Below are 17,195 nucleotides of genomic sequence, written 5' to 3'. Positions count from 1 at the left end.
GATCCGCGTTAGCGGCGCTTCGACTTCCGGTCGTCCTTGACGTGGCCCCGGAAGGTGCGCGTCGGCGAGAACTCGCCGAGCTTGTGGCCGACCATCGACTCGGTGACGAACACCGGGATGTGGGTCTTGCCGTTGTGCACCGCGAGCGTGTGGCCGAGCATGGCCGGCACGATCATCGAGCGACGGGACCAGGTCTTGATGACGTTCTTGGTGCCGGCTTCGTTCTGGGCGTCCACCTTCTTCATCAGGTGGTCGTCGACGAAGGGCCCCTTCTTCAAGCTACGAGGCATCTCAACCCGTCCTTAGCGCTTCTTGTTCGTCTTGCGGCGGCGGACGATGTACTTGTTCGACGCCTTCTTGGGCGAACGAGTACGGCCTTCCTTCTTGCCCCACGGGGACACGGGGTGACGACCACCGGAGGTCCGGCCCTCACCACCACCGTGCGGGTGGTCCACCGGGTTCATGACCACACCACGCACGGTCGGGCGAACGCCCAGCCAGCGCTTGCGGCCCGCCTTGCCCCAGTTGATGTTCGACTGCTCGGCGTTGCCGACCTCGCCGACGGTGGCGCGGCAGCGCACGTCGACCAGGCGGATCTCTCCGGACGGCATGCGCAGGTGGGCCATCGAGCCCTCCTTCGCGAGCAGCTGCACGGAGGCACCGGCGGAGCGGGCGAACTTGGCACCGCCACCGGGACGGAGCTCGATCGCGTGGATCGTGGTACCGACCGGGATGTTGCGCAGCGCCAGGTTGTTGCCCGGCTTGATGTCGGCCCCGGGACCGTTCTCGACGCGGTCACCCTGCTGCAGGTTGCGCGGGGCGAGGATGTAGCGCTTCTCGCCGTCGGCGTAGTGCAGCAGCGCGATACGCGCGGTGCGGTTGGGGTCGTACTCGATGTGCGCGACCTTCGCCGGCACGCCGTCCTTGTCGTGACGACGGAAGTCGATCACGCGGTAGGCGCGCTTGTGTCCGCCACCCTGGTGGCGAACGGTCACACGACCGGCGTTGTTACGGCCGCCCTTGCTGTGCAGCGGGCGGACCAGCGACTTCTCCGGCGTGGACCGCGTGACCTCGACGAAGTCGGCGACGCTGGAGCCACGACGGCCCGGAGTCGTCGGCTTGTACTTGCGGATTCCCATTGTCTCTCAGTCCTCGGAAGATTCCGATTATCTGGACGCTCCAGACCTCCGTCAGGAGGCCGGACCGCCGAAGATGTCGATACGGTCGCCCTCGGCGAGGGTCACGATCGCGCGCTTCGTCGCGGCTCGCTGGCCGAAGCCGGTGCGGGTCCGCTTGCGCTTGCCCTGGCGGTTGATCGTGTTCACGCCGGTGACCTTGACCGAGAAGACCGCCTGGACGGCCTGCTTGATCTGGGTCTTGTTGGCGTTCGGGGCCACGATGAACGTGTACTTGCCCTCGTCGAGAAGCGCGTAGCTCTTCTCGGACACGACCGGCTTCAGCAGGACGTCACGGGGGTCCGTGAAGGCCTTGCTCGCCGGGGTGACGACGGTGTTCTTGCCCTCGGCCTCGTGGCGGCGCGCCTTGGCGACGCGCGCGGCCTTGGCGGCCTTGGCGGCCTTCGAGGCAATGGCGGGGTGACGGATAGCCATCAGGCCTCGCTCCCTTCGGTGTCATCGGCCTTCGGGCCCGACACGAAGGACTCGAAAGCGGCCTTGGTGAAGACCACGTCGTCCGAGACGAGAACGTCGTACGTGTTCAGCTGGCCCGGCTCCAGGATGTGGACCTGGGGCAGGTTACGGGCGGACAGCCACGCGGCCTCGTCGGCGCGGTCGACGACCAGGAGCAGGTTCTTGCGCTCCGAGATCTTGCCGAACAGCGTCCGGGCGGCCTTCGTCGACGGGTTCTCACCCTCGACGACGCCGGAGACGACGTGGATGCGGTTGTGGCGGGCCCGGTCGGTGAGGGCGTGACGCAGGGCGGCAGCCTTCATCTTCTTCGGGGTCCGCTGCGAGTAGTCACGCGGCACGGGACCGTGCACGACGCCACCACCGGCGAACTGCGGCGCGCGGGTCGAACCCTGACGGGCGCGACCGGTGCCCTTCTGGCGGTACGGCTTCTTGCCACCGCCGCGGACCTCGCCACGGGTCTTGGTCTTGTGCGTGCCCTGACGGGCCGCGGCCAGCTGCGCGACGACGACCTGGTGGATCAGCGGAATGCTGACCTTCTCAACGCCGAAGATCTCCGCGGGGAGCTCGACGGAACCGGCCTTGTCGCCCGCCGGCGAAAGGATGTCAACAGTGCTCATCGGTTACCTCAGGCCCCCTTGGCCGCGGTGCGGACCAGGACGAGGCCGCCGTTCGGACCGGGAACCGCGCCCTTGATGAGCAGCAGACCCTTCTCCGCGTCAACGGCGTGGACGGTCAGGTTCTGGGTGGTGACCCGCTCGTTGCCCATGCGACCCGCCATGCGGAGGCCCTTGAACACGCGGCCCGGGGTGGCGCAGCCACCGATGGAACCGGGCGAGCGGTGCTTGCGCTGGGTGCCGTGTCCGGCGCCGAGGCCACGGAAGTTGTGGCGCTTCATGACACCGGCGAAGCCCTTGCCCTTGCTCTTGCCGGTCACGTCGACCTTCACGCCGGCCTCGAACACCTCGGCGGTGATCTCCTGGCCCAGCGTGTACTCGGAGGCGTCCGCGGTGCGGATCTCGACGAGGTGGCGACGGGGGGTGACGTCGGCCTTGGCGAAGTGGCCCTTGAGGGGCTTGTTCACCTTGCGCGGGTCGATCTCGCCGAAGGCGATCTGGACGGACTCGTAGCCGTCGGCGTCGTTCGTACGGACCTGGGTGACGACGTTGGGCCCGGCCTTGACGACGGTGACCGGAACAACACGGTTGTTCTCGTCCCACACCTGCGTCATACCGAGCTTCTCGCCCAGGATGCCCTTGATCTGCTTAGCCATCTCTCAGATCACCGGCCTCAGAGCTTGATCTCGATGTCGACACCGGCCGGGAGGTCGAGTCGCATCAGAGAGTCAACGGTCTTGGGGGTCGGGTCGAGGATGTCGATCAGGCGCTTGTGCGTGCGCATCTCGAAGTGCTCGCGCGAGTCCTTGTACTTGTGCGGCGACTTGATGACGCAGTACACGTTCTTCTCAGTGGGCAGCGGCACCGGGCCCGCGACCGACGCACCAGTGCGGGTCACCGTCTCGACGATCTTCTTCGCCGAGGAGTCGATGACCTCGTGGTCGTAGGCCTTGAGCCGGATGCGGATCTTCTGTCCCGCCATGGCTACTTCGTAGTCCTGTCTCTCTACAGCTCTGGAACCCGGTGTTCCCGTCCTCTTCTCCGACCCACGCGGTCGGGCGTGTCGCACTCTCGCTGACACAGATGTCCCTTGTTCGAACATCCCTGCGGGATTGCACACAGCCCTGCCGGAACCGTGAACCGGGGGCGAGAGGCCCACCGGGCGCCTGGCCGGTGCCGCGCCCACGCTTCCCGGAAGATTCCCGTACGTCCGTCCCACATGGGGACGACGAGTACTGTGGGACTCGCTTCCGGTCCTCCCGGCGGGAGGCGCGCAGCATCAACACTCGACCGAGCAACTCGGACAGTCTGCCATATGGGGCAGCACCGACGCCAATCGAGCCGGAGAGAATACCCCGGGCGTGACGCGGGTCAAACCCCCGTCCGCGGCGCCCCCGCCCGCTCGGCCGCGCGCCTGCGGCCGCCGCTCACCCGGTCTCCCACACCCGGTGCCGGGGCAGCGCCCAGAACGTCAGGCCCAGGGCCAGGACCAGCGCGGCGGGGATGAGCAGGACGATCGCCGGGCGTACCTCCGCGTACAGGAGCCAGGCTCCCAGCAGGCCGCCGGCGAACATGGCGGCGACCGACGCGAAGCGGCGGCCCTCGTGACGCAGGCCCGACCCGATGCGGTGGCCCGCGGCCGGAGTGAGCCCGCCGAGCAGGGCTGTCAGGGCGCGGGTGGAGACGGTGGTGGGTACGTCGGGCACCTTGACCCGCATGGTCGTGACGTTGCGTACGCCCATGGCCGCGGCCACCAGGGCGATCGCGGCCAGGTGGTGACGGGTGACGGGTCCCCCCGGATCGACGGCGCCGACGCGCCACGCGACCAGGCCGCCGCACACCAGGAGCAGCGCCTCGGTGATCAGGCCGGGCACCAACCAGCGGCGGCCCCGGACGTCGACGACCGCCTCGAACAGGGAACCGGCCACCGCGCCGGCCACGAAGCCCGCGCACGAGACGGCGGCCGGTGCCGGGGGGAGGTCGGCCGCGCCGGCGAGCGCGAAGGCGAGGAAGAGGATGTTGCCGGTCTGCACGGCCGTGAAGGCCGGGCCCAGCACGAGAAAGCTGACCGCCTCGATCATGCCGGTCGTCAGGGTGAGCACGACCATGGCGGAGGTGAGCCCGACGCCGCTCCTGGGCTTCATGCGGGGGTCCACGTCATGCCGGGGTCCTCTTCATACGGGGACCGTAAGGCGCGACCGATCCGTCCGCCCGCCCCGGCCGCGCGCCGCTACGCCGATCAGGTACGACGCCCCGCGCCGGGGCCGGTCCGCGCCGCCGCCCCCGCCTCGGCGGAACGGCGTCTTCCGCTTACCGCCCGCGTGGATCATGGTCGCCATGTCGACCGCCTCCCGGCGCGGCCTGCTCGCCGCCCTCGCTGTCTCGGCCGCGTCCGTCCCGTTCAGCGGCCTGGCCGCCGCCCCGGGGCGCGAGCCGCCGAGCCGCTGCATGCCGTCGAGCCGCTGCATACGCGCTGTCCTTCGGCTACCAGGACACCCACAACAACTACCGGGCGCGGCTGTCCTTCCTCACCACCGGCGCGGTCGAACTGCGGGTCGAGAAGGAGGTCGACGACGCGGTCAGTCAGCTGACCTCCGCCGTCACCCTCGCCACCGGTGTCCCCGCGGGCACCGACTGGACGATCCGGGTCCGCCGCGAGGGCACCCGTATCCGGGTCAAGGCCTGGCGCTCGGCCCGAGCGGAACCCTCCGGATGGGCCGCCGACGTCACCGACGCCACCTTGGGCAAGGGGCGGACCGGCCTGCGCGCGCTTGCCAACGACGGCTGCACCAACCTGCCGATCGGACTGCTCGTCAGCCACTTCGAGGTGAGCGCCGCGACCTGGGCGGCACCGCCGACCGTCACCCACGGCGACTGGGTGCGGGTACTGCCGGAGCCCTTCGACGGCACCTGGACGCCGGAGCTCGAAAGGACCGTGCGCGGCTGGGCGGGCTCCACCGCGCCGGACGTCCTGGCCCACGCGGCGATGTTCCTCACCGGCGCCCCGCCGTCGTCGCGGGCTCCGGACCGGCCGAGGGCAGGCAGGTCCTCGGCGAGTCCGGCCACGGCCACCTCGACCCGCAGGGCAACCGCTACGGGGGCGCCGACTTCCACGAGTACATGGACATCGGCTGGACCTTCCCCGACGGCGCCCACACGGGCCCGTCCGGCAAGCAGGCCGGCAACCTGGACCGCTCGGGCTGCACGCGGATGGTGTACGGCTACCACCTGGGCATACCGTTGGCCGCGGGCCGGGACACCTCCGGCACGCGGATACCCCGCAAGTCCCGCGACATGGCGGAGTACGCGCCCGGCGTACGCCTCGCCCGCACCGACGGCACGCACCCGCCCGCGGCGCCCCTGCTCCAGCCCGGCGACCTGGTCCTGTTCAACGCCGACTCGGGCGACGACACCACGGCGGCCACGGTCGACCACGTCGGCATCTACCTCGGCGAGGACGCGGCGGGCGGGCGCCGCGCCCTCTCCAGCCGCAAGACGGTCAACGGCCCCACCATGTCGGACCTCGGTGGCGCGTCGCTCCTGGACGGCACGGGCACGTACGCCACCAGGCTGCACACGGCCCACCGCATCTGATGCCGCCTGACCACGCCTGATCCCGCTTGATCCGCCTGCGCCCGGCCGGGGACAGGGACCCGCTCGCCCGCGTCCCCTCAGACGACTCCCTGAGCCACCATCGCCTCCGCCACCCGCTCGAAGCCGGCGATGTTCGCGCCCGTGACGTAGTCGCCGGGGCTGCCGTAGCGGGCGGCGGTCTCGCGGCAGGTGGTGTGGATGCCGGTCATGACGCGGGCGAGCTCCTCCTCGACGCGGGCCGCGGGCCAGGACGTACGGGACGCGTTCTGGGCCATCTCCAGGGCGCTGACCGCCACGCCGCCGGCGTTCGCCGCCTTGGCGGGACCGAACGCGACCCCGGACTGCTGGAACAGCTGGACGGCCCCCGGCGTCGCCGGCATGTTCGCGCCCTCCGAGACCGCCTTCACGCCGTTGCGGATCAGGGTCGCGGCGTCGTTCTCGTCGAGTTCGTTCTGGGTCGCGGACGGCAGGGCGACGTCGGCCGGGACCTCCCAGACCCGGCCGTCCGGCACGAACCGCGCGGAGGCGCCCCGCCGCTGCGCGTATGTGCCGACCCGGCCGCGCTCCACCTCCTTGACCTGCCGCAGCAACTCCAGGTCGACACCCTTGTCGTCGACCACGTAGCCGGAGGAGTCCGAACATGTGAGGGGGTTCGCGCCGAGGGCCGTCAGCTTCTCGATGGTGTGGATCGCGACGTTCCCCGAGCCCGACACGACCACCGTCTGGCCTTCCAGGTCCTCGCCGCGTTCCCGCAGCATCGCCGCCGTGAACAGGACGTTGCCGTAACCCGTCGCCTCCGGGCGGATCAGCGAGCCGCCCCAGCCCGGCCCCTTGCCGGTGAGCACTCCGGCCTCCCAGCGGTTGGTGATCCGGCGGTACTGGCCGAAGAGGTAGCCGATCTCCCTGCCCCCGACGCCGATGTCACCCGCCGGCACGTCCGTCTGCTCGCCGATGTGGCGGTGCAGTTCCGTCATGAAGGACTGGCAGAAGCGCATGACCTCCGCGTCGCTGCGCCCCCTCGGGTCGAAGTCGCTGCCGCCCTTGCCGCCGCCGATGCCGAGACCCGTCAGCGCGTTCTTGAAGATCTGCTCGAAGCCGAGGAACTTGACGATGCCGAGGTTCACCGAGGGGTGGAAGCGCAGGCCGCCCTTGTACGGACCCAGTGCGCTGTTGAACTCCACGCGGAAGCCGCGGTTGACGTGCACCCGGCCCCGGTCGTCGTGCCACGGCACCCGGAAGATGATCTGCCGCTCCGGCTCGCACAGCCGCTCGACGAGACCCGGCTCCGCGTACTCCGGCCGGGCCGCGAGCACCGGCGCCAGCGTCTCCAGCACTTCGGCGACGGCCTGGAGGAACTCCGGCTGCGCGGGGTTGCGGTCCTCGATCTCGGTGCGCAGGCGGTGCAGCACGTCCGCCGTCCTGGTCTCGTCGCGTCGCTTCGTCACGGGCTCCCTTTCCTGTCCGGCACGCCGCTGTCCGACGTACCGCTGTCCGGCACGGCCGGTGGCACGGCGCGATGCTGATGGGCCACGGACGGCACAGCACCACCGCGTCCACGGCACCACAGCACCACGGCACCACGGCACCACAGCACCACGGCACCACGGCATCACGGCATCAGGGCACACACGGCACACACGGCACGATCACAGGTACCGCACCACCGCTCGCCCGCACCACCGCTCGCGTCCGGCACGATCACTGATTCCGGCACCATCGCGGATCGAGCGCGCCCGCAGCCACGGCGCGCCCGTTGATCCGGCACGATCGCTGGTACGGCCTACCCGCCGCGTACGTTCAGGAACAGGCGGCCCGAGCCGGCCGCGGCTGTCCGATCCGGCACCAGGAGACCGCCCAACTGGTCTGTACCAACCCCTTGCCCCCACCCCGCCCCCGCCGCAAGCTCGGCTCATGGAGCTGGAGTTGCGGCATCTGAAGACGGTCCGTGCCATCGCCGACGCCGGGAGTCTCACCAGGGCGGCGACGGCGCTCGGGCTCGCACAGCCCGCGCTGAGCGCACAGCTCAAGCGCATCGAGCGGGCCCTGGGCGGTACGTTGTTCGAGCGAGGCCGGCACGGGGTGCGGGCAACGCCGCTCGGTGAGCTGGTGCTCGAACGCACCCGTGTCGTGCTGCCCGCGGTGACCGAACTGCAGCAGGAGGCGGCGCGGTTCGCCCGCTCCCCGGGCGGGGCGGCCGCTTTCCGGCTGGGCGGCACCCACGGGCCGCTGCTGGGTGCCCTGGTGGACCGGCTGGCAGACGTGATGCCCGAGGCCCGTGTGACGACCTGCGCCTCGTGGTCCGAGCGGCAGCTGGCCGATCTGCTCGCCGAGGGGCGCCTGGACTTCGCGCTCGCCGGGACCTGCGGATCGGCCGCGCCGCCCGGCGCCGACGGGCTGGCCTGGTGCGAGGTCGCCGTCGATCCGGTGTTCGTCATGGTGTCCGAGGCGCACGCCCTCGCCGCCGCGCGCGAGGTCGGGCTGAACGAGCTCTTTGACGCGCAGTGGGCGTGCGTACCCGGCGACGGGTGTTTCGGGGACTGCTTCACCGCATCCTGCGCCCGAGCGGGGTTCACACCTCGCCGGATGTACGAGACGGACACCTCGTCGGTGGTGCATTTGGTGCAGGTGGGGCGGGCGGTGGGGCTGTGCCGGGCCACGTTCCCGAGCACGCCGGGGATCGTCACCCGGCCACTGCGCGATACGCCGCTGGCCTGGCGGCATCTGCTCGGCTGGCATGCGGTGGCGCAGGACGCGGACACCGCCGCCACCGTGCTCGCGCAGGCGCGGACGGCGCACGCGAGCGTGGCGGCACGCAGCGACAGCTACACCGAGTGGCTGGCCGCGCGCCGCATGCCCTGACGCTGTTCCATAACGCCGGGGAGAGGGTCAACCGACGTCTTATGCAGGCCTGTTGACCCTTCCTACGGTTTCGGCACCTCCCCACCGAGCGAGACCGAGACCGAGGAGATCCCCCATGCTCCAGCGACACACCCGTGCCAGAGCCGCGGGTGCCGCCGTGGCGGCGACGGCCGCCCTGCTCGTGGCCGGGCTCAGCGGCTCCGCGAGCGCGGGCGCCGCCGTACCGCCCGTCCCCTCAGCCCCTCCGGCCCCGGCCGCCCCGGCCGCCCCGGCCCCCTCGGCCGCCGAGACGCTGCGCACCGACGCCGCTCCCCCCGCCCTGCTCCGTGCCATGGCGCGCGACCTCGGCCTGGACAGGCGGCAGGCGGAGCGGCGCCTTGCCAACGAGGCGGAAGCCGGGTCCACCGCGGGCCGCCTGCGCGCCGCGCTCGGCGGCGACTTCGCGGGCGCCTGGGTGGGCGGCGCCGAGTCCGGCACCCTCACCGTGGCCACCACGGACGCCACCGACGTACGCCTGATCGAGGCGCGGGGCGCGAAGGCGACGGTCGTCCGACACTCCCTCGCCGACCTGGACGCCGCCAAGGCCCGCCTGGACCGGGCGGCCGGACAGCAGGGCACCACCGACGCGCCGGTCTGGTACGTGGACGTGCGCGGCAACACCGTCGTGGTGCAGGCCGTACGCCCGGCAGCGGCCCGCACCCTCCTGGACGCGGCCGGCGTCGACCGCTCCCTCACCCGCATCGAGAGGACCGCCGAGATGCCTCGCACCCTGTACGACCTGCGTGGCGGCGAGGCGTACTACATCAACAACAGCGGGCGCTGCTCGATCGGCTTCTCCGTCACCAGAGGCACCCAGCAGGGCTTCGCCACCGCCGGCCACTGCGGCCGGACCGGCGCGAGCACCACCGGCCACAACCGGGTGGCGCAGGGCACCTTCCAGGGCTCGATCTTCCCCGGCCGGGACATGGCGTGGGTCGCCACCAACTCGCAGTGGACGGCGACGCCCTACGTGAGAGGCGCGGGCGGCCAGAACGTCCAGGTCACCGGCTCCACACAGGCCCCGGTGGGTGCCTCCGTCTGCCGCTCCGGCTCCACCACCGGCTGGCACTGCGGCACGATCCAGCAGCACAACACCAGCGTCACCTACCCGGAGGGCACCATCACCGGCGTCACCCGCACCTCGGTCTGCGCCGAACCCGGCGACTCCGGCGGCTCGTACATCTCCGGCAGCCAGGCCCAGGGCGTGACGTCGGGCGGCTCGGGCAACTGCAGCAGCGGCGGTACGACATTCTTCCAGCCGATCAACCCGCTGCTCCAGAACTACGGCCTCACCCTCAGAACCACGACGGACCCGGGAGACCCCGGCGACCCCGGCGGCACCTGGACGGCCGGCACCGTCTACCAGGCGGGCGACACGGTGACGTACGGCGGCGCCGGCTACCGCTGCCTCCAGGGCCACCAGGCACAGGTGGGCTGGGAGCCGCCGAACGTCCCGGCTCTGTGGCAGCGGGTGTGAGCCACTGACCAGTTGGCGGGTCCGGGCGCCGACCCCGGACCCGCCCACGTTCAGCCACCGGAGCCGGCCCTACGTCACCTGCGCGCCACCGCCTCGGACCGCGTACGGCGCCGGCCAGCTCCGGGTGATCGTCGCGCACTCGTCTCCGCCGGCCATCTCCCCCAGGGGTGTCTCCGGTCGTACGGATCGCGGGCCTGAGCCGTGGGCACGGGGCCGGCGGGAGCGGTCGCCGGGAAGGACGGGTGCAGGAACCGTCGTTCTCGCAGGCGACGCTGAAGTACGCCTCGCCGCCGCGCCCAGCGTGCCTCTTCGGCGGGCCCGCCCGTCGGCCTCGTGCCAGGCAGGACCTCTACGCCATCCCGGAGGGGTCGCCGGCTGGCCCTGCTCGCGCACCCGCCGGACCACCATCCGTGCTCGCGCGGACGGTTCCTTCGCGGCGTCGCGGCCCCCGTCCTCGGCGGCGTCGCGGAGCAACGCTTCCAACTGCTCGTCGGTCATCGAGGGTTCCTCGCCTGGCTGCGGGGAGGACGGGGCTCACGGGCTCACCCTCGGGGAAGGATCTGATGCGGCACGACAACGTGCGTGATCACTCCAGACGCCGGCATCCCCTCGTACAAGTGTGCCTACGCCCTGCCGGACCCCGGCACCGCCCGGCCTACCTCGCCTCCGGCATACGCACAACCGCGCATACGCACAACCGCACAACGGCTCAAGCCGCCCGCTGAAAACTCCGCAACCGCGCGAACGACGACTCCAGCCCCCGCTTCAACGCCCGCGCCACCGGCCGCTCCACGAACCGGTGCACCAGCCAGCTCAGTACCAGGAACCCCGCGACCAGGACCGCGACCAGCAGGCGGGGGTCCATGGTGCCGCGGAGGTGGTGGATGAGGACGATGCCGGCGAGGTAGTGCGTGAGGTAGAGCGGGTACGTCAGGCAGCCCGCCGTCACCAGCCACTTCCAGCGGATGCGGTCGGTCCAGCCGAGCGCGATGCCCACCATCAGCAGCATGAAGAGGGTGAAGAGGACGACCGCGCCGCGCCAGCTGCTGACCTGCTCGTACTCGACCCGCTCCCCCAGCTCCAGCTGGCCCATCAGCCACGACATCGCGAGGATGCCCCACAGCAGCAGGTCCTGGCCGAAGCGGTGCATCAGGTAGAGGGCGAGACCCGCGATGAAGTACCAGGCTGCGCTCGGGTCGGCCACCAGCGTCAGCAGCGGGAACTTGGAGATCGGGGCCAGCATCGCCGCCGCGCCCCAGACGCAGCAGAAGACGACGACCCGGCGGTACGTCAGGCCCATGGCGACGACGACGAGGAACAGCAGGTAGAAGCGCAGCTCCGACCAGAGCGTCCAGTACACGGGGTCGACGTTCGGGACCTTTGAGCCGGCCTGCAGCATCGTCAGGTTGAACAGGACCTCCCGCAGCCGCAGCCGCTCCTGCACACCCGGCAGCAGCACCAGCACGGCCGTGGTGAAGAAGACGGCGAACCAGTACGCGGGGTACAGGCGGATCACGCGCGAGACGAAGAAGTCCTTCGGCGTGCGGCCCCAGCACGACATGCAGATCACGAAGCCGCTGATCACGAAGAAGATCTCGACGCCGATCCAGCCGAAGGAAGCGACGCGGAACACGGTCGGCATGAGCTCCGAGACCGGGCGGTCCCAGATGACGTTGCCCGGCTCATTGGCCCGTCGGGTGCCGGCGAAGTGGTGCAGGACGACCATCAGCGCGGCGACGAGTCGGATGCCGTCGACGACGTACAGCCGGGGTCGCCGCCTGGGGGCGCGCGCCGAGGTGTCCACCTTCGACGCGCCCGCCGGCTGTGGCGGGCGTTCGGCCACCGCCACCGGCATGGGTATCGACAATCCGCTGCGCGCACCCTGCATAGGGAAGTCCTAGCCATCCTCGGGAGAGACTCGGGGCCCGACGGCCACTGAACGACGGTTCACGCTACGTCGGCACTTTCCGCCCCACGGGGACAGAAAAGAACAATCCCCCCGTGCGCGCGGGGAAGTTGAGATAACCCTCGCCAATTCGCCGCACAGTGTTCGACCAGGTTTCACTCGGGTTCAGGACACCCTTCCGCATTGTTCGAGCGTGGCCGGGCACGGCAAAGGGGCCCGTACGACCGAAGTCGTACGGGCCCCTTCAGGCCTTGTCAGGTCAGGCGACCCTCAAGCAAGCGGTACTTACTTGACGATCTTGGTGACCTGGCCGGCGCCCACGGTCCGGCCACCCTCACGGATGGCGAACTTCAGGCCCTCCTCCATGGCGACGGGCTGGATCAGCTCGACGCGCATCTCGGTGTTGTCGCCCGGCATGACCATCTCGGTGCCCTCGGGGAGGTGCACGACACCGGTCACGTCAGTCGTACGGAAGTAGAACTGCGGGCGGTAGTTGTTGAAGAACGGGGTGTGGCGACCACCCTCGTCCTTCGACAGGATGTAGGCCTGGGCCTCGAACTCGGTGTGCGGGGTGACAGAGCCCGGCTTGATGATGCACTGGCCGCGCTCGACGTCCTCGCGCTTGATGCCGCGAAGCAGCAGACCGACGTTCTCACCGGCCTGGCCCTCGTCGAGGAGCTTGCGGAACATCTCGATACCGGTGACCGTGGTGGTGGTCTTCTCGGTCTTGATGCCGATGATGTCGACGGTCTCGTTGACCTTGAGGACACCACGCTCGATACGGCCGGTGACGACCGTACCGCGACCGGTGATCGTGAAGACGTCCTCGATCGGCATCAGGAACGGCTTGTCGACGTCACGCTCGGGCTGCGGGACGGACTCGTCGACAGCCTTCATCAGGTTGAGGACGGAGTCGACCCACTCCTGCTCGCCCTCGAGGGCCTTGAGCGCGGAGACCTTGACGACCGGCAGGTCGTCGCCCGGGAACTCGTACTCGGAGAGCAGCTCACGGACCTCGAGCTCGACGAGCTCCAGGATCTCCTCGTCGTCCACCATGTCCGCCTTGTTCAGGGCGACCACGATGTACGGCACGCCGACCTGGCGGGCCAGGAGCACGTGCTCCTTGGTCTGCGGCATCGGGCCGTCGGTGGCGGCGACCACCAGGATCGCGCCGTCCATCTGCGCGGCACCGGTGATCATGTTCTTGATGTAGTCCGCGTGACCCGGGCAGTCGACGTGGGCGTAGTGACGCGCCTCGGTCTGGTACTCGACGTGCGCGATGGAGATGGTGATACCGCGCTGACGCTCTTCCGGCGCCTTGTCGATGTTGTCGAACGGGGTGGCCTCGTTCAGCTCCGGGTACGCGTCGTGCAGCACCTTGGTAATGGCGGCCGTGAGGGTCGTCTTACCGTGGTCGATGTGACCGATGGTGCCGATGTTGACGTGCGGCTTAGTCCGCTCGAACTTCGCCTTCGCCACTGGGGTCCTCCTGTGGAGTGGTTCTGTACGCCTTACTTCATCGGCGCCAGGTGATCTTTGCTGTTAAGTCCCGGGCCCCGGGACATTCACCCGCGAATGGGGTGAATGTCCCGTGAGGCTCCGGAGTCAAGCCTACGGCGTATGAACGCGGTGCGTTACTCGCCCTTGGCCTTCGCGATGATCTCCTCGGCGACGTTCCGCGGAACCTCGGCGTAGGAGTCGAACTGCATCGAGTAGCTTGCGCGACCCGACGTCTTGCTGCGGAGGTCCCCGACGTAGCCGAACATCTCCGAAAGGGGCACGAGGCCCTTCACGACGCGGGCACCGGCCCGCTCCTCCATGGCCTGGATCTGGCCACGGCGGGAGTTGATGTCACCGATGACCTCGCCCATGTAGTCCTCGGGCGTGGTGACCTCGACGGCCATCATCGGCTCGAGCAGCACGGGGCTGGCCTTGCGCGCGGCCTCCTTGAAGGCCTGCGAACCGGCGATCTTGAACGCGAGCTCGGAGGAGTCGACCTCGTGGTAGGCACCGTCGAGCAGGGTCACGCGCACACCGGTCATCTCGTAACCGGCGAGGATGCCGAACTGCATGGCCTCCTGCGCACCGGCGTCGACCGAAGGGATGTACTCCTTCGGCACACGGCCACCGGTGACCTTGTTGACGAACTCGTACGAGGCGTCGCCGCCCTCGATCGGCTCGATCGCGATGATCACGCGAGCGAACTGGCCGGTACCACCCGTCTGCTTCTTGTGGGTGAACTCGACCTTCTCGACCGACTTGCGGATGGTCTCGCGGTACGCGACCTGCGGCTTGCCGACGTTGGCCTCGACCTTGAACTCACGGCGCATACGGTCGACCAGCACCTCGAGGTGCAGTTCGCCCATGCCGCCGATGATGGTCTGGCCGGTCTCCTCGTCCGAGTGGACCTGGAAGGACGGGTCCTCCTCGGCCAGGCGCTGGATCGCGACGCCCAGCTTCTCCTGGTCGCCCTTCGACTTGGGCTCGATGGCGACCTGGATGACCGGCGCCGGGAAGTCCATGGACTCCAGGATGACCGGGTTCTTGTCGTCGGACAGCGTCTCACCGGTGGTGGTCTGCTTCAGGCCCATGACGGCGACGATGTCACCGGCGCCCACCGACTCGATCTCCTCACGCTTGTTCGCGTGCATGCGGTAGATCTTGCCGATGCGCTCCTTCTTGCCCTTGACGGAGTTCAGCACCGAGGTGCCGGACTCCAGGCGGCCGGAGTACACGCGGACGAAGGTGAGCTTGCCGAGGTGCGGGTCGCTCATGATCTTGAACGCCAGCGCGGCGAGCGGCTCTTCGTCCGACGGCTTACGGGCGATGACCTGCTCCGCGTCCTTGACGTCGTGGCCCTCGATGGCCTCGACGTCGAGCGGGGAGGGCAGGTAGCGCACGACCGCGTCGAGCAGGGGCTGAACGCCCTTGTTCTTGAACGCGGTACCGCAGAAGACGGGGGTGACGGTGGTGCCGCCGCCCTTGCCGGACGCGATGGTGATCCGGCGGATCGCCGCGTAGAGCTGCTCCACGGAGGGCTCGGTGCCCTCCAGGTACAGCTCCATCAGCTCCTCGTCGTTCTCGGCCACGGCCTCGAGCAGCTTGCCGCGGTACTCCTCGGCAGCCTCGGCGTGGGTGTCCGGGATGTCGACGGTGTCGTACATCTCACCCTTGGTCGCCTCGGCGGACCAGACGAGGGCCTTCATCGTCACGAGGTCGATGACGCCCTTGAAGTCGGCCTCGGCGCCGATCGGCAGCTGCATGACCAGCGGCTGCGCGCCCAGACGGTCGCTGATCATGTCGACGCAGCGGTGGAACTCGGCACCGGTGCGGTCGAGCTTGTTCACGAAGCAGATGCGCGGAACGCCATAGCGGTCCGCCTGACGCCACACCGTCTCGGACTGGGGCTCGACGCCGGCGACGCCGTCGAACACCGTCACGGCACCGTCGAGCACACGCAGGGAGCGCTCCACCTCTACGGTGAAGTCGACGTGCCCCGGGGTGTCGATGATGTTGATGGTGTGGTCGACGTTCTCCAGCGGCCAGTGGCAGGTGGTGGCAGCCGAGGTGATCGTGATGCCACGCTCCTGCTCCTGCTCCATCCAGTCCATGGTGGCAGCGCCGTCGTGGACTTCACCGATCTTGTAGGAGACACCGGTGTAGAACAGGATCCGCTCGGTGGTGGTCGTCTTGCCCGCGTCGATGTGGGCCATGATGCCGATGTTGCGCACCCTGGCCAGGTCAAGCGAAGTGGTAGCCATAAGGCTTCAGTCTTCTCTCGGTCTCGATGTGGGTAGCGACTACCAGCGGTAGTGCGCGAAGGCCTTGTTGGACTCGGCCATCTTGTGCGTGTCCTCGCGCTTCTTCACAGCGGCACCGAGGCCGTTGCTGGCGTCGAGGAGTTCGTTGAGCAGACGCTCGGTCATGGTCTTCTCGCGACGGGCGCGGGAGTAACCGACCAGCCAGCGCAGCGCCAGGGTGTTGGCACGGCCGGGCTTGACCTCGACCGGGACCTGGTAGGTGGCGCCACCGACACGGCGGGACTTGACCTCGAGGGTCGGCTTGATGTTCTCAAGAGCGCGCTTGAGCGTGATGACCGGGTCGTTACCGGTCTTGTCGCGCAGGCCCTCCATGGCGCCGTACACGATGCGCTCGGCGGTGGAGCGCTTGCCGTTCAGCAGCACCTTGTTGATCAGGGAGGTCACCAGAGGGGAGCCGTAAACCGGGTCGATGATGACCGGGCGCTTCGGGGCGGGGCCCTTACGAGGCATTCTTACTTCTCCTTCTTGGCGCCGTAGCGGCTGCGGGCCTGCTTGCGGTTCTTGACACCCTGGGTGTCGAGCGAGCCACGGATGATCTTGTAGCGAACACCCGGCAGGTCCTTCACACGGCCGCCGCGCACGAGCACGATGGAGTGCTCCTGCAGGTTGTGTCCCTCACCCGGAATGTAAGCGGTGACCTCGATCCCGCTGGTCAGACGCACACGCGCGACCTTACGCAGGGCCGAGTTCGGCTTCTTCGGGGTGGTCGTGAACACACGCGTGCAGACGCCCCGGCGCTGAGGGGAACCCTCGAGTGCGGGCGTCTTGTTCTTCTCGACCTTGTCCTGCCGGCCCTTACGGACCAGCTGCTGGATCGTAGGCACTACTTCTCCGGTTTCTGTGTGCCGATGGGTACAGCTAACCTGGAACGTCGCCGACCCACGCGGTCGGGTGTGTCGAATCCAGCGGACTCCCACCGCGAGGCAGAAGGAAGCGCGGATTACGGTGGCCCCTCTCGGACTCCCCGTGCGGTTGAAGGCACGCACCAGAGCCAGGGCACACCCCAGGCACAAGGTCTGAGCGTACCTACCGCATACGCTGCGGTCAAAACAAATGCCCGGCACCCGCCGGGCGGCAATGACCACGCCAAATCTCCTGTTCGGCCGAGCCCGGCCGAACCCCGTCCCCAGCGGGCTTGCCCGCCTGTGCGACGCTGTGGGGATCTTATGGCAGATGTTTCACGATCACCCGGACTGTGACGCCCCGCCCGGGGCCCGGTGATCGGGCCGGAGGGGG

Annotated in this window: 18 protein-coding genes; 3 read left to right on the top strand and 15 right to left on the bottom strand. The window is 69.5% G+C overall.

The window, feature by feature from the left end:
- Window positions 1-8 precede the first annotated feature (8 nt).
- From rpsS to ACGF8A_RS10485, 9 genes are all read right to left on the bottom strand, one after another.
- Complete coding sequence (rpsS, locus tag ACGF8A_RS10525) at window positions 9-290, bottom strand: 30S ribosomal protein S19 (protein ID WP_053759516.1); 282 nt, start codon at window positions 288-290, stop codon at window positions 9-11.
- A 12-nt stretch (window positions 291-302) separates the two neighbouring features.
- Window positions 303-1,139 carry a 50S ribosomal protein L2 gene (gene rplB / locus ACGF8A_RS10520; RefSeq protein WP_217143312.1) on the bottom strand — a complete coding sequence of 279 codons (837 nt, stop codon included), beginning with the start codon at window positions 1,137-1,139 and terminating at the stop codon, window positions 303-305.
- 51 nt (window positions 1,140-1,190) lie between these two features.
- Window positions 1,191-1,610, bottom strand: coding sequence for a 50S ribosomal protein L23 (gene rplW, locus ACGF8A_RS10515; RefSeq protein WP_393106353.1), 420 nt, complete (start codon window positions 1,608-1,610; stop codon window positions 1,191-1,193).
- The gene (gene rplD, locus ACGF8A_RS10510; RefSeq protein ID WP_393106351.1) at window positions 1,610-2,266 is read right to left on the bottom strand and encodes a 50S ribosomal protein L4; all 657 of its coding nucleotides are present in this window, start codon (window positions 2,264-2,266) and stop codon (window positions 1,610-1,612) included. The genes rplW and rplD overlap by 1 nt, the downstream gene beginning before the upstream one ends.
- An 8-nt stretch (window positions 2,267-2,274) precedes the next feature.
- Window positions 2,275-2,919 (bottom strand): 50S ribosomal protein L3, encoded by a 645-nt coding sequence (rplC, locus tag ACGF8A_RS10505; protein WP_107465881.1) that lies wholly within the window; start codon window positions 2,917-2,919, stop codon window positions 2,275-2,277.
- Between the two features lie 17 nt (window positions 2,920-2,936).
- The gene (gene rpsJ, locus ACGF8A_RS10500) at window positions 2,937-3,245 is read right to left on the bottom strand and encodes a 30S ribosomal protein S10 (protein WP_003948644.1); all 309 of its coding nucleotides are present in this window, start codon (window positions 3,243-3,245) and stop codon (window positions 2,937-2,939) included.
- Window positions 3,246-3,690: 445 nt separating this feature from the next.
- Window positions 3,691-4,407: a YoaK family protein gene (locus ACGF8A_RS10495; protein WP_393106349.1), complete on the bottom strand. Its 717-nt coding sequence runs from the start codon at window positions 4,405-4,407 to the stop codon at window positions 3,691-3,693.
- Between the two features lie 30 nt (window positions 4,408-4,437).
- Window positions 4,438-4,731, bottom strand: a complete 294-nt coding sequence (locus ACGF8A_RS10490; RefSeq protein WP_393106347.1) for a hypothetical protein — start codon at window positions 4,729-4,731, stop codon at window positions 4,438-4,440.
- Window positions 4,732-4,846: 115 nt separating this feature from the next.
- Window positions 4,847-5,377 carry a hypothetical protein gene (locus ACGF8A_RS10485; protein ID WP_393106345.1) on the bottom strand — a complete coding sequence of 177 codons (531 nt, stop codon included), beginning with the start codon at window positions 5,375-5,377 and terminating at the stop codon, window positions 4,847-4,849.
- Window positions 5,378-5,383: 6 nt separating this feature from the next.
- Between ACGF8A_RS10485 and ACGF8A_RS10480 the strand changes: the two genes are divergently transcribed.
- Window positions 5,384-5,857, top strand: coding sequence for a hypothetical protein (locus ACGF8A_RS10480; RefSeq protein WP_393106343.1), 474 nt, complete (start codon window positions 5,384-5,386; stop codon window positions 5,855-5,857).
- 77 nt (window positions 5,858-5,934) lie between these two features.
- Here the strand turns inward: ACGF8A_RS10480 and gdhA are convergent, their stop codons facing one another.
- Window positions 5,935-7,302, bottom strand: a complete 1,368-nt coding sequence (gene gdhA, locus ACGF8A_RS10475; protein WP_393106341.1) for an NADP-specific glutamate dehydrogenase — start codon at window positions 7,300-7,302, stop codon at window positions 5,935-5,937.
- A 466-nt stretch (window positions 7,303-7,768) separates the two neighbouring features.
- Between gdhA and ACGF8A_RS10470 the strand changes: the two genes are divergently transcribed.
- Window positions 7,769-8,716, top strand: a complete 948-nt coding sequence (locus ACGF8A_RS10470; protein WP_393106339.1) for a LysR family transcriptional regulator — start codon at window positions 7,769-7,771, stop codon at window positions 8,714-8,716.
- A gap of 115 nt (window positions 8,717-8,831) precedes the next feature.
- Entirely contained in the window at window positions 8,832-10,232 is a 1,401-nt protein-coding gene (locus ACGF8A_RS10465) for an alpha-lytic protease prodomain-containing protein (protein ID WP_393106337.1), read from the top strand.
- A 709-nt stretch (window positions 10,233-10,941) separates the two neighbouring features.
- On the opposite strand, the gene ACGF8A_RS10460 is transcribed toward ACGF8A_RS10465, so the two are convergent.
- From ACGF8A_RS10460 to rpsL, 5 genes are all read right to left on the bottom strand, one after another.
- The gene (locus ACGF8A_RS10460) at window positions 10,942-12,087 is read right to left on the bottom strand and encodes an acyltransferase family protein (protein ID WP_393106718.1); all 1,146 of its coding nucleotides are present in this window, start codon (window positions 12,085-12,087) and stop codon (window positions 10,942-10,944) included.
- Between the two features lie 336 nt (window positions 12,088-12,423).
- Window positions 12,424-13,617 (bottom strand): elongation factor Tu, encoded by a 1,194-nt coding sequence (gene tuf, locus ACGF8A_RS10455; protein ID WP_393106335.1) that lies wholly within the window; start codon window positions 13,615-13,617, stop codon window positions 12,424-12,426.
- A gap of 155 nt (window positions 13,618-13,772) precedes the next feature.
- Complete coding sequence (gene fusA, locus ACGF8A_RS10450) at window positions 13,773-15,899, bottom strand: elongation factor G (protein WP_393106333.1); 2,127 nt, start codon at window positions 15,897-15,899, stop codon at window positions 13,773-13,775.
- 39 nt (window positions 15,900-15,938) lie between these two features.
- Window positions 15,939-16,409, bottom strand: a complete 471-nt coding sequence (rpsG, locus tag ACGF8A_RS10445; protein ID WP_009330725.1) for a 30S ribosomal protein S7 — start codon at window positions 16,407-16,409, stop codon at window positions 15,939-15,941.
- Window positions 16,410-16,411: 2 nt separating this feature from the next.
- Window positions 16,412-16,783 carry a 30S ribosomal protein S12 gene (gene rpsL, locus ACGF8A_RS10440; protein ID WP_003948652.1) on the bottom strand — a complete coding sequence of 124 codons (372 nt, stop codon included), beginning with the start codon at window positions 16,781-16,783 and terminating at the stop codon, window positions 16,412-16,414.
- Window positions 16,784-17,195: the final 412 nt, after the last annotated feature.

Source organism: Streptomyces sp. NPDC047706, from assembly GCF_043204795.1.
Lineage (GTDB): Bacteria > Actinomycetota > Actinomycetes > Streptomycetales > Streptomycetaceae > Streptomyces.
The sequence above is the reverse complement of the archived record's forward strand: the minus strand, read 5'-3'. Positions and strand labels throughout refer to the sequence as shown.

Bases quoted from the DNA above. Each gene is read 5' to 3' on its own strand.
- rpsS (WP_053759516.1), bottom strand. From the start codon at position 290: ATGCCTCGTAGCTTGAAGAAGGGGCCCTTCGTCGACGACCACCTGATG.
- rplB (WP_217143312.1), bottom strand. From the start codon at position 1,139: ATGGGAATCCGCAAGTACAAGCCGACGACTCCGGGCCGTCGTGGCTCC.
- rplW (WP_393106353.1), bottom strand. From the start codon at position 1,610: ATGGCTATCCGTCACCCCGCCATTGCCTCGAAGGCCGCCAAGGCCGCC.
- rplD (WP_393106351.1), bottom strand. From the start codon at position 2,266: ATGAGCACTGTTGACATCCTTTCGCCGGCGGGCGACAAGGCCGGTTCC.
- rplC (WP_107465881.1), bottom strand. From the start codon at position 2,919: ATGGCTAAGCAGATCAAGGGCATCCTGGGCGAGAAGCTCGGTATGACG.
- rpsJ (WP_003948644.1), bottom strand. From the start codon at position 3,245: ATGGCGGGACAGAAGATCCGCATCCGGCTCAAGGCCTACGACCACGAG.
- ACGF8A_RS10495 (WP_393106349.1), bottom strand. From the start codon at position 4,407: ATGAAGCCCAGGAGCGGCGTCGGGCTCACCTCCGCCATGGTCGTGCTC.
- ACGF8A_RS10490 (WP_393106347.1), bottom strand. From the start codon at position 4,731: ATGCAGCGGCTCGACGGCATGCAGCGGCTCGGCGGCTCGCGCCCCGGG.
- ACGF8A_RS10480 (WP_393106343.1), top strand. From the start codon at position 5,384: ATGGACATCGGCTGGACCTTCCCCGACGGCGCCCACACGGGCCCGTCC.
- ACGF8A_RS10470 (WP_393106339.1), top strand. From the start codon at position 7,769: ATGGAGCTGGAGTTGCGGCATCTGAAGACGGTCCGTGCCATCGCCGAC.
- ACGF8A_RS10465 (WP_393106337.1), top strand. From the start codon at position 8,832: ATGCTCCAGCGACACACCCGTGCCAGAGCCGCGGGTGCCGCCGTGGCG.
- ACGF8A_RS10460 (WP_393106718.1), bottom strand. From the start codon at position 12,087: ATGCCGGTGGCGGTGGCCGAACGCCCGCCACAGCCGGCGGGCGCGTCG.
- fusA (WP_393106333.1), bottom strand. From the start codon at position 15,899: ATGGCTACCACTTCGCTTGACCTGGCCAGGGTGCGCAACATCGGCATC.
- rpsG (WP_009330725.1), bottom strand. From the start codon at position 16,409: ATGCCTCGTAAGGGCCCCGCCCCGAAGCGCCCGGTCATCATCGACCCG.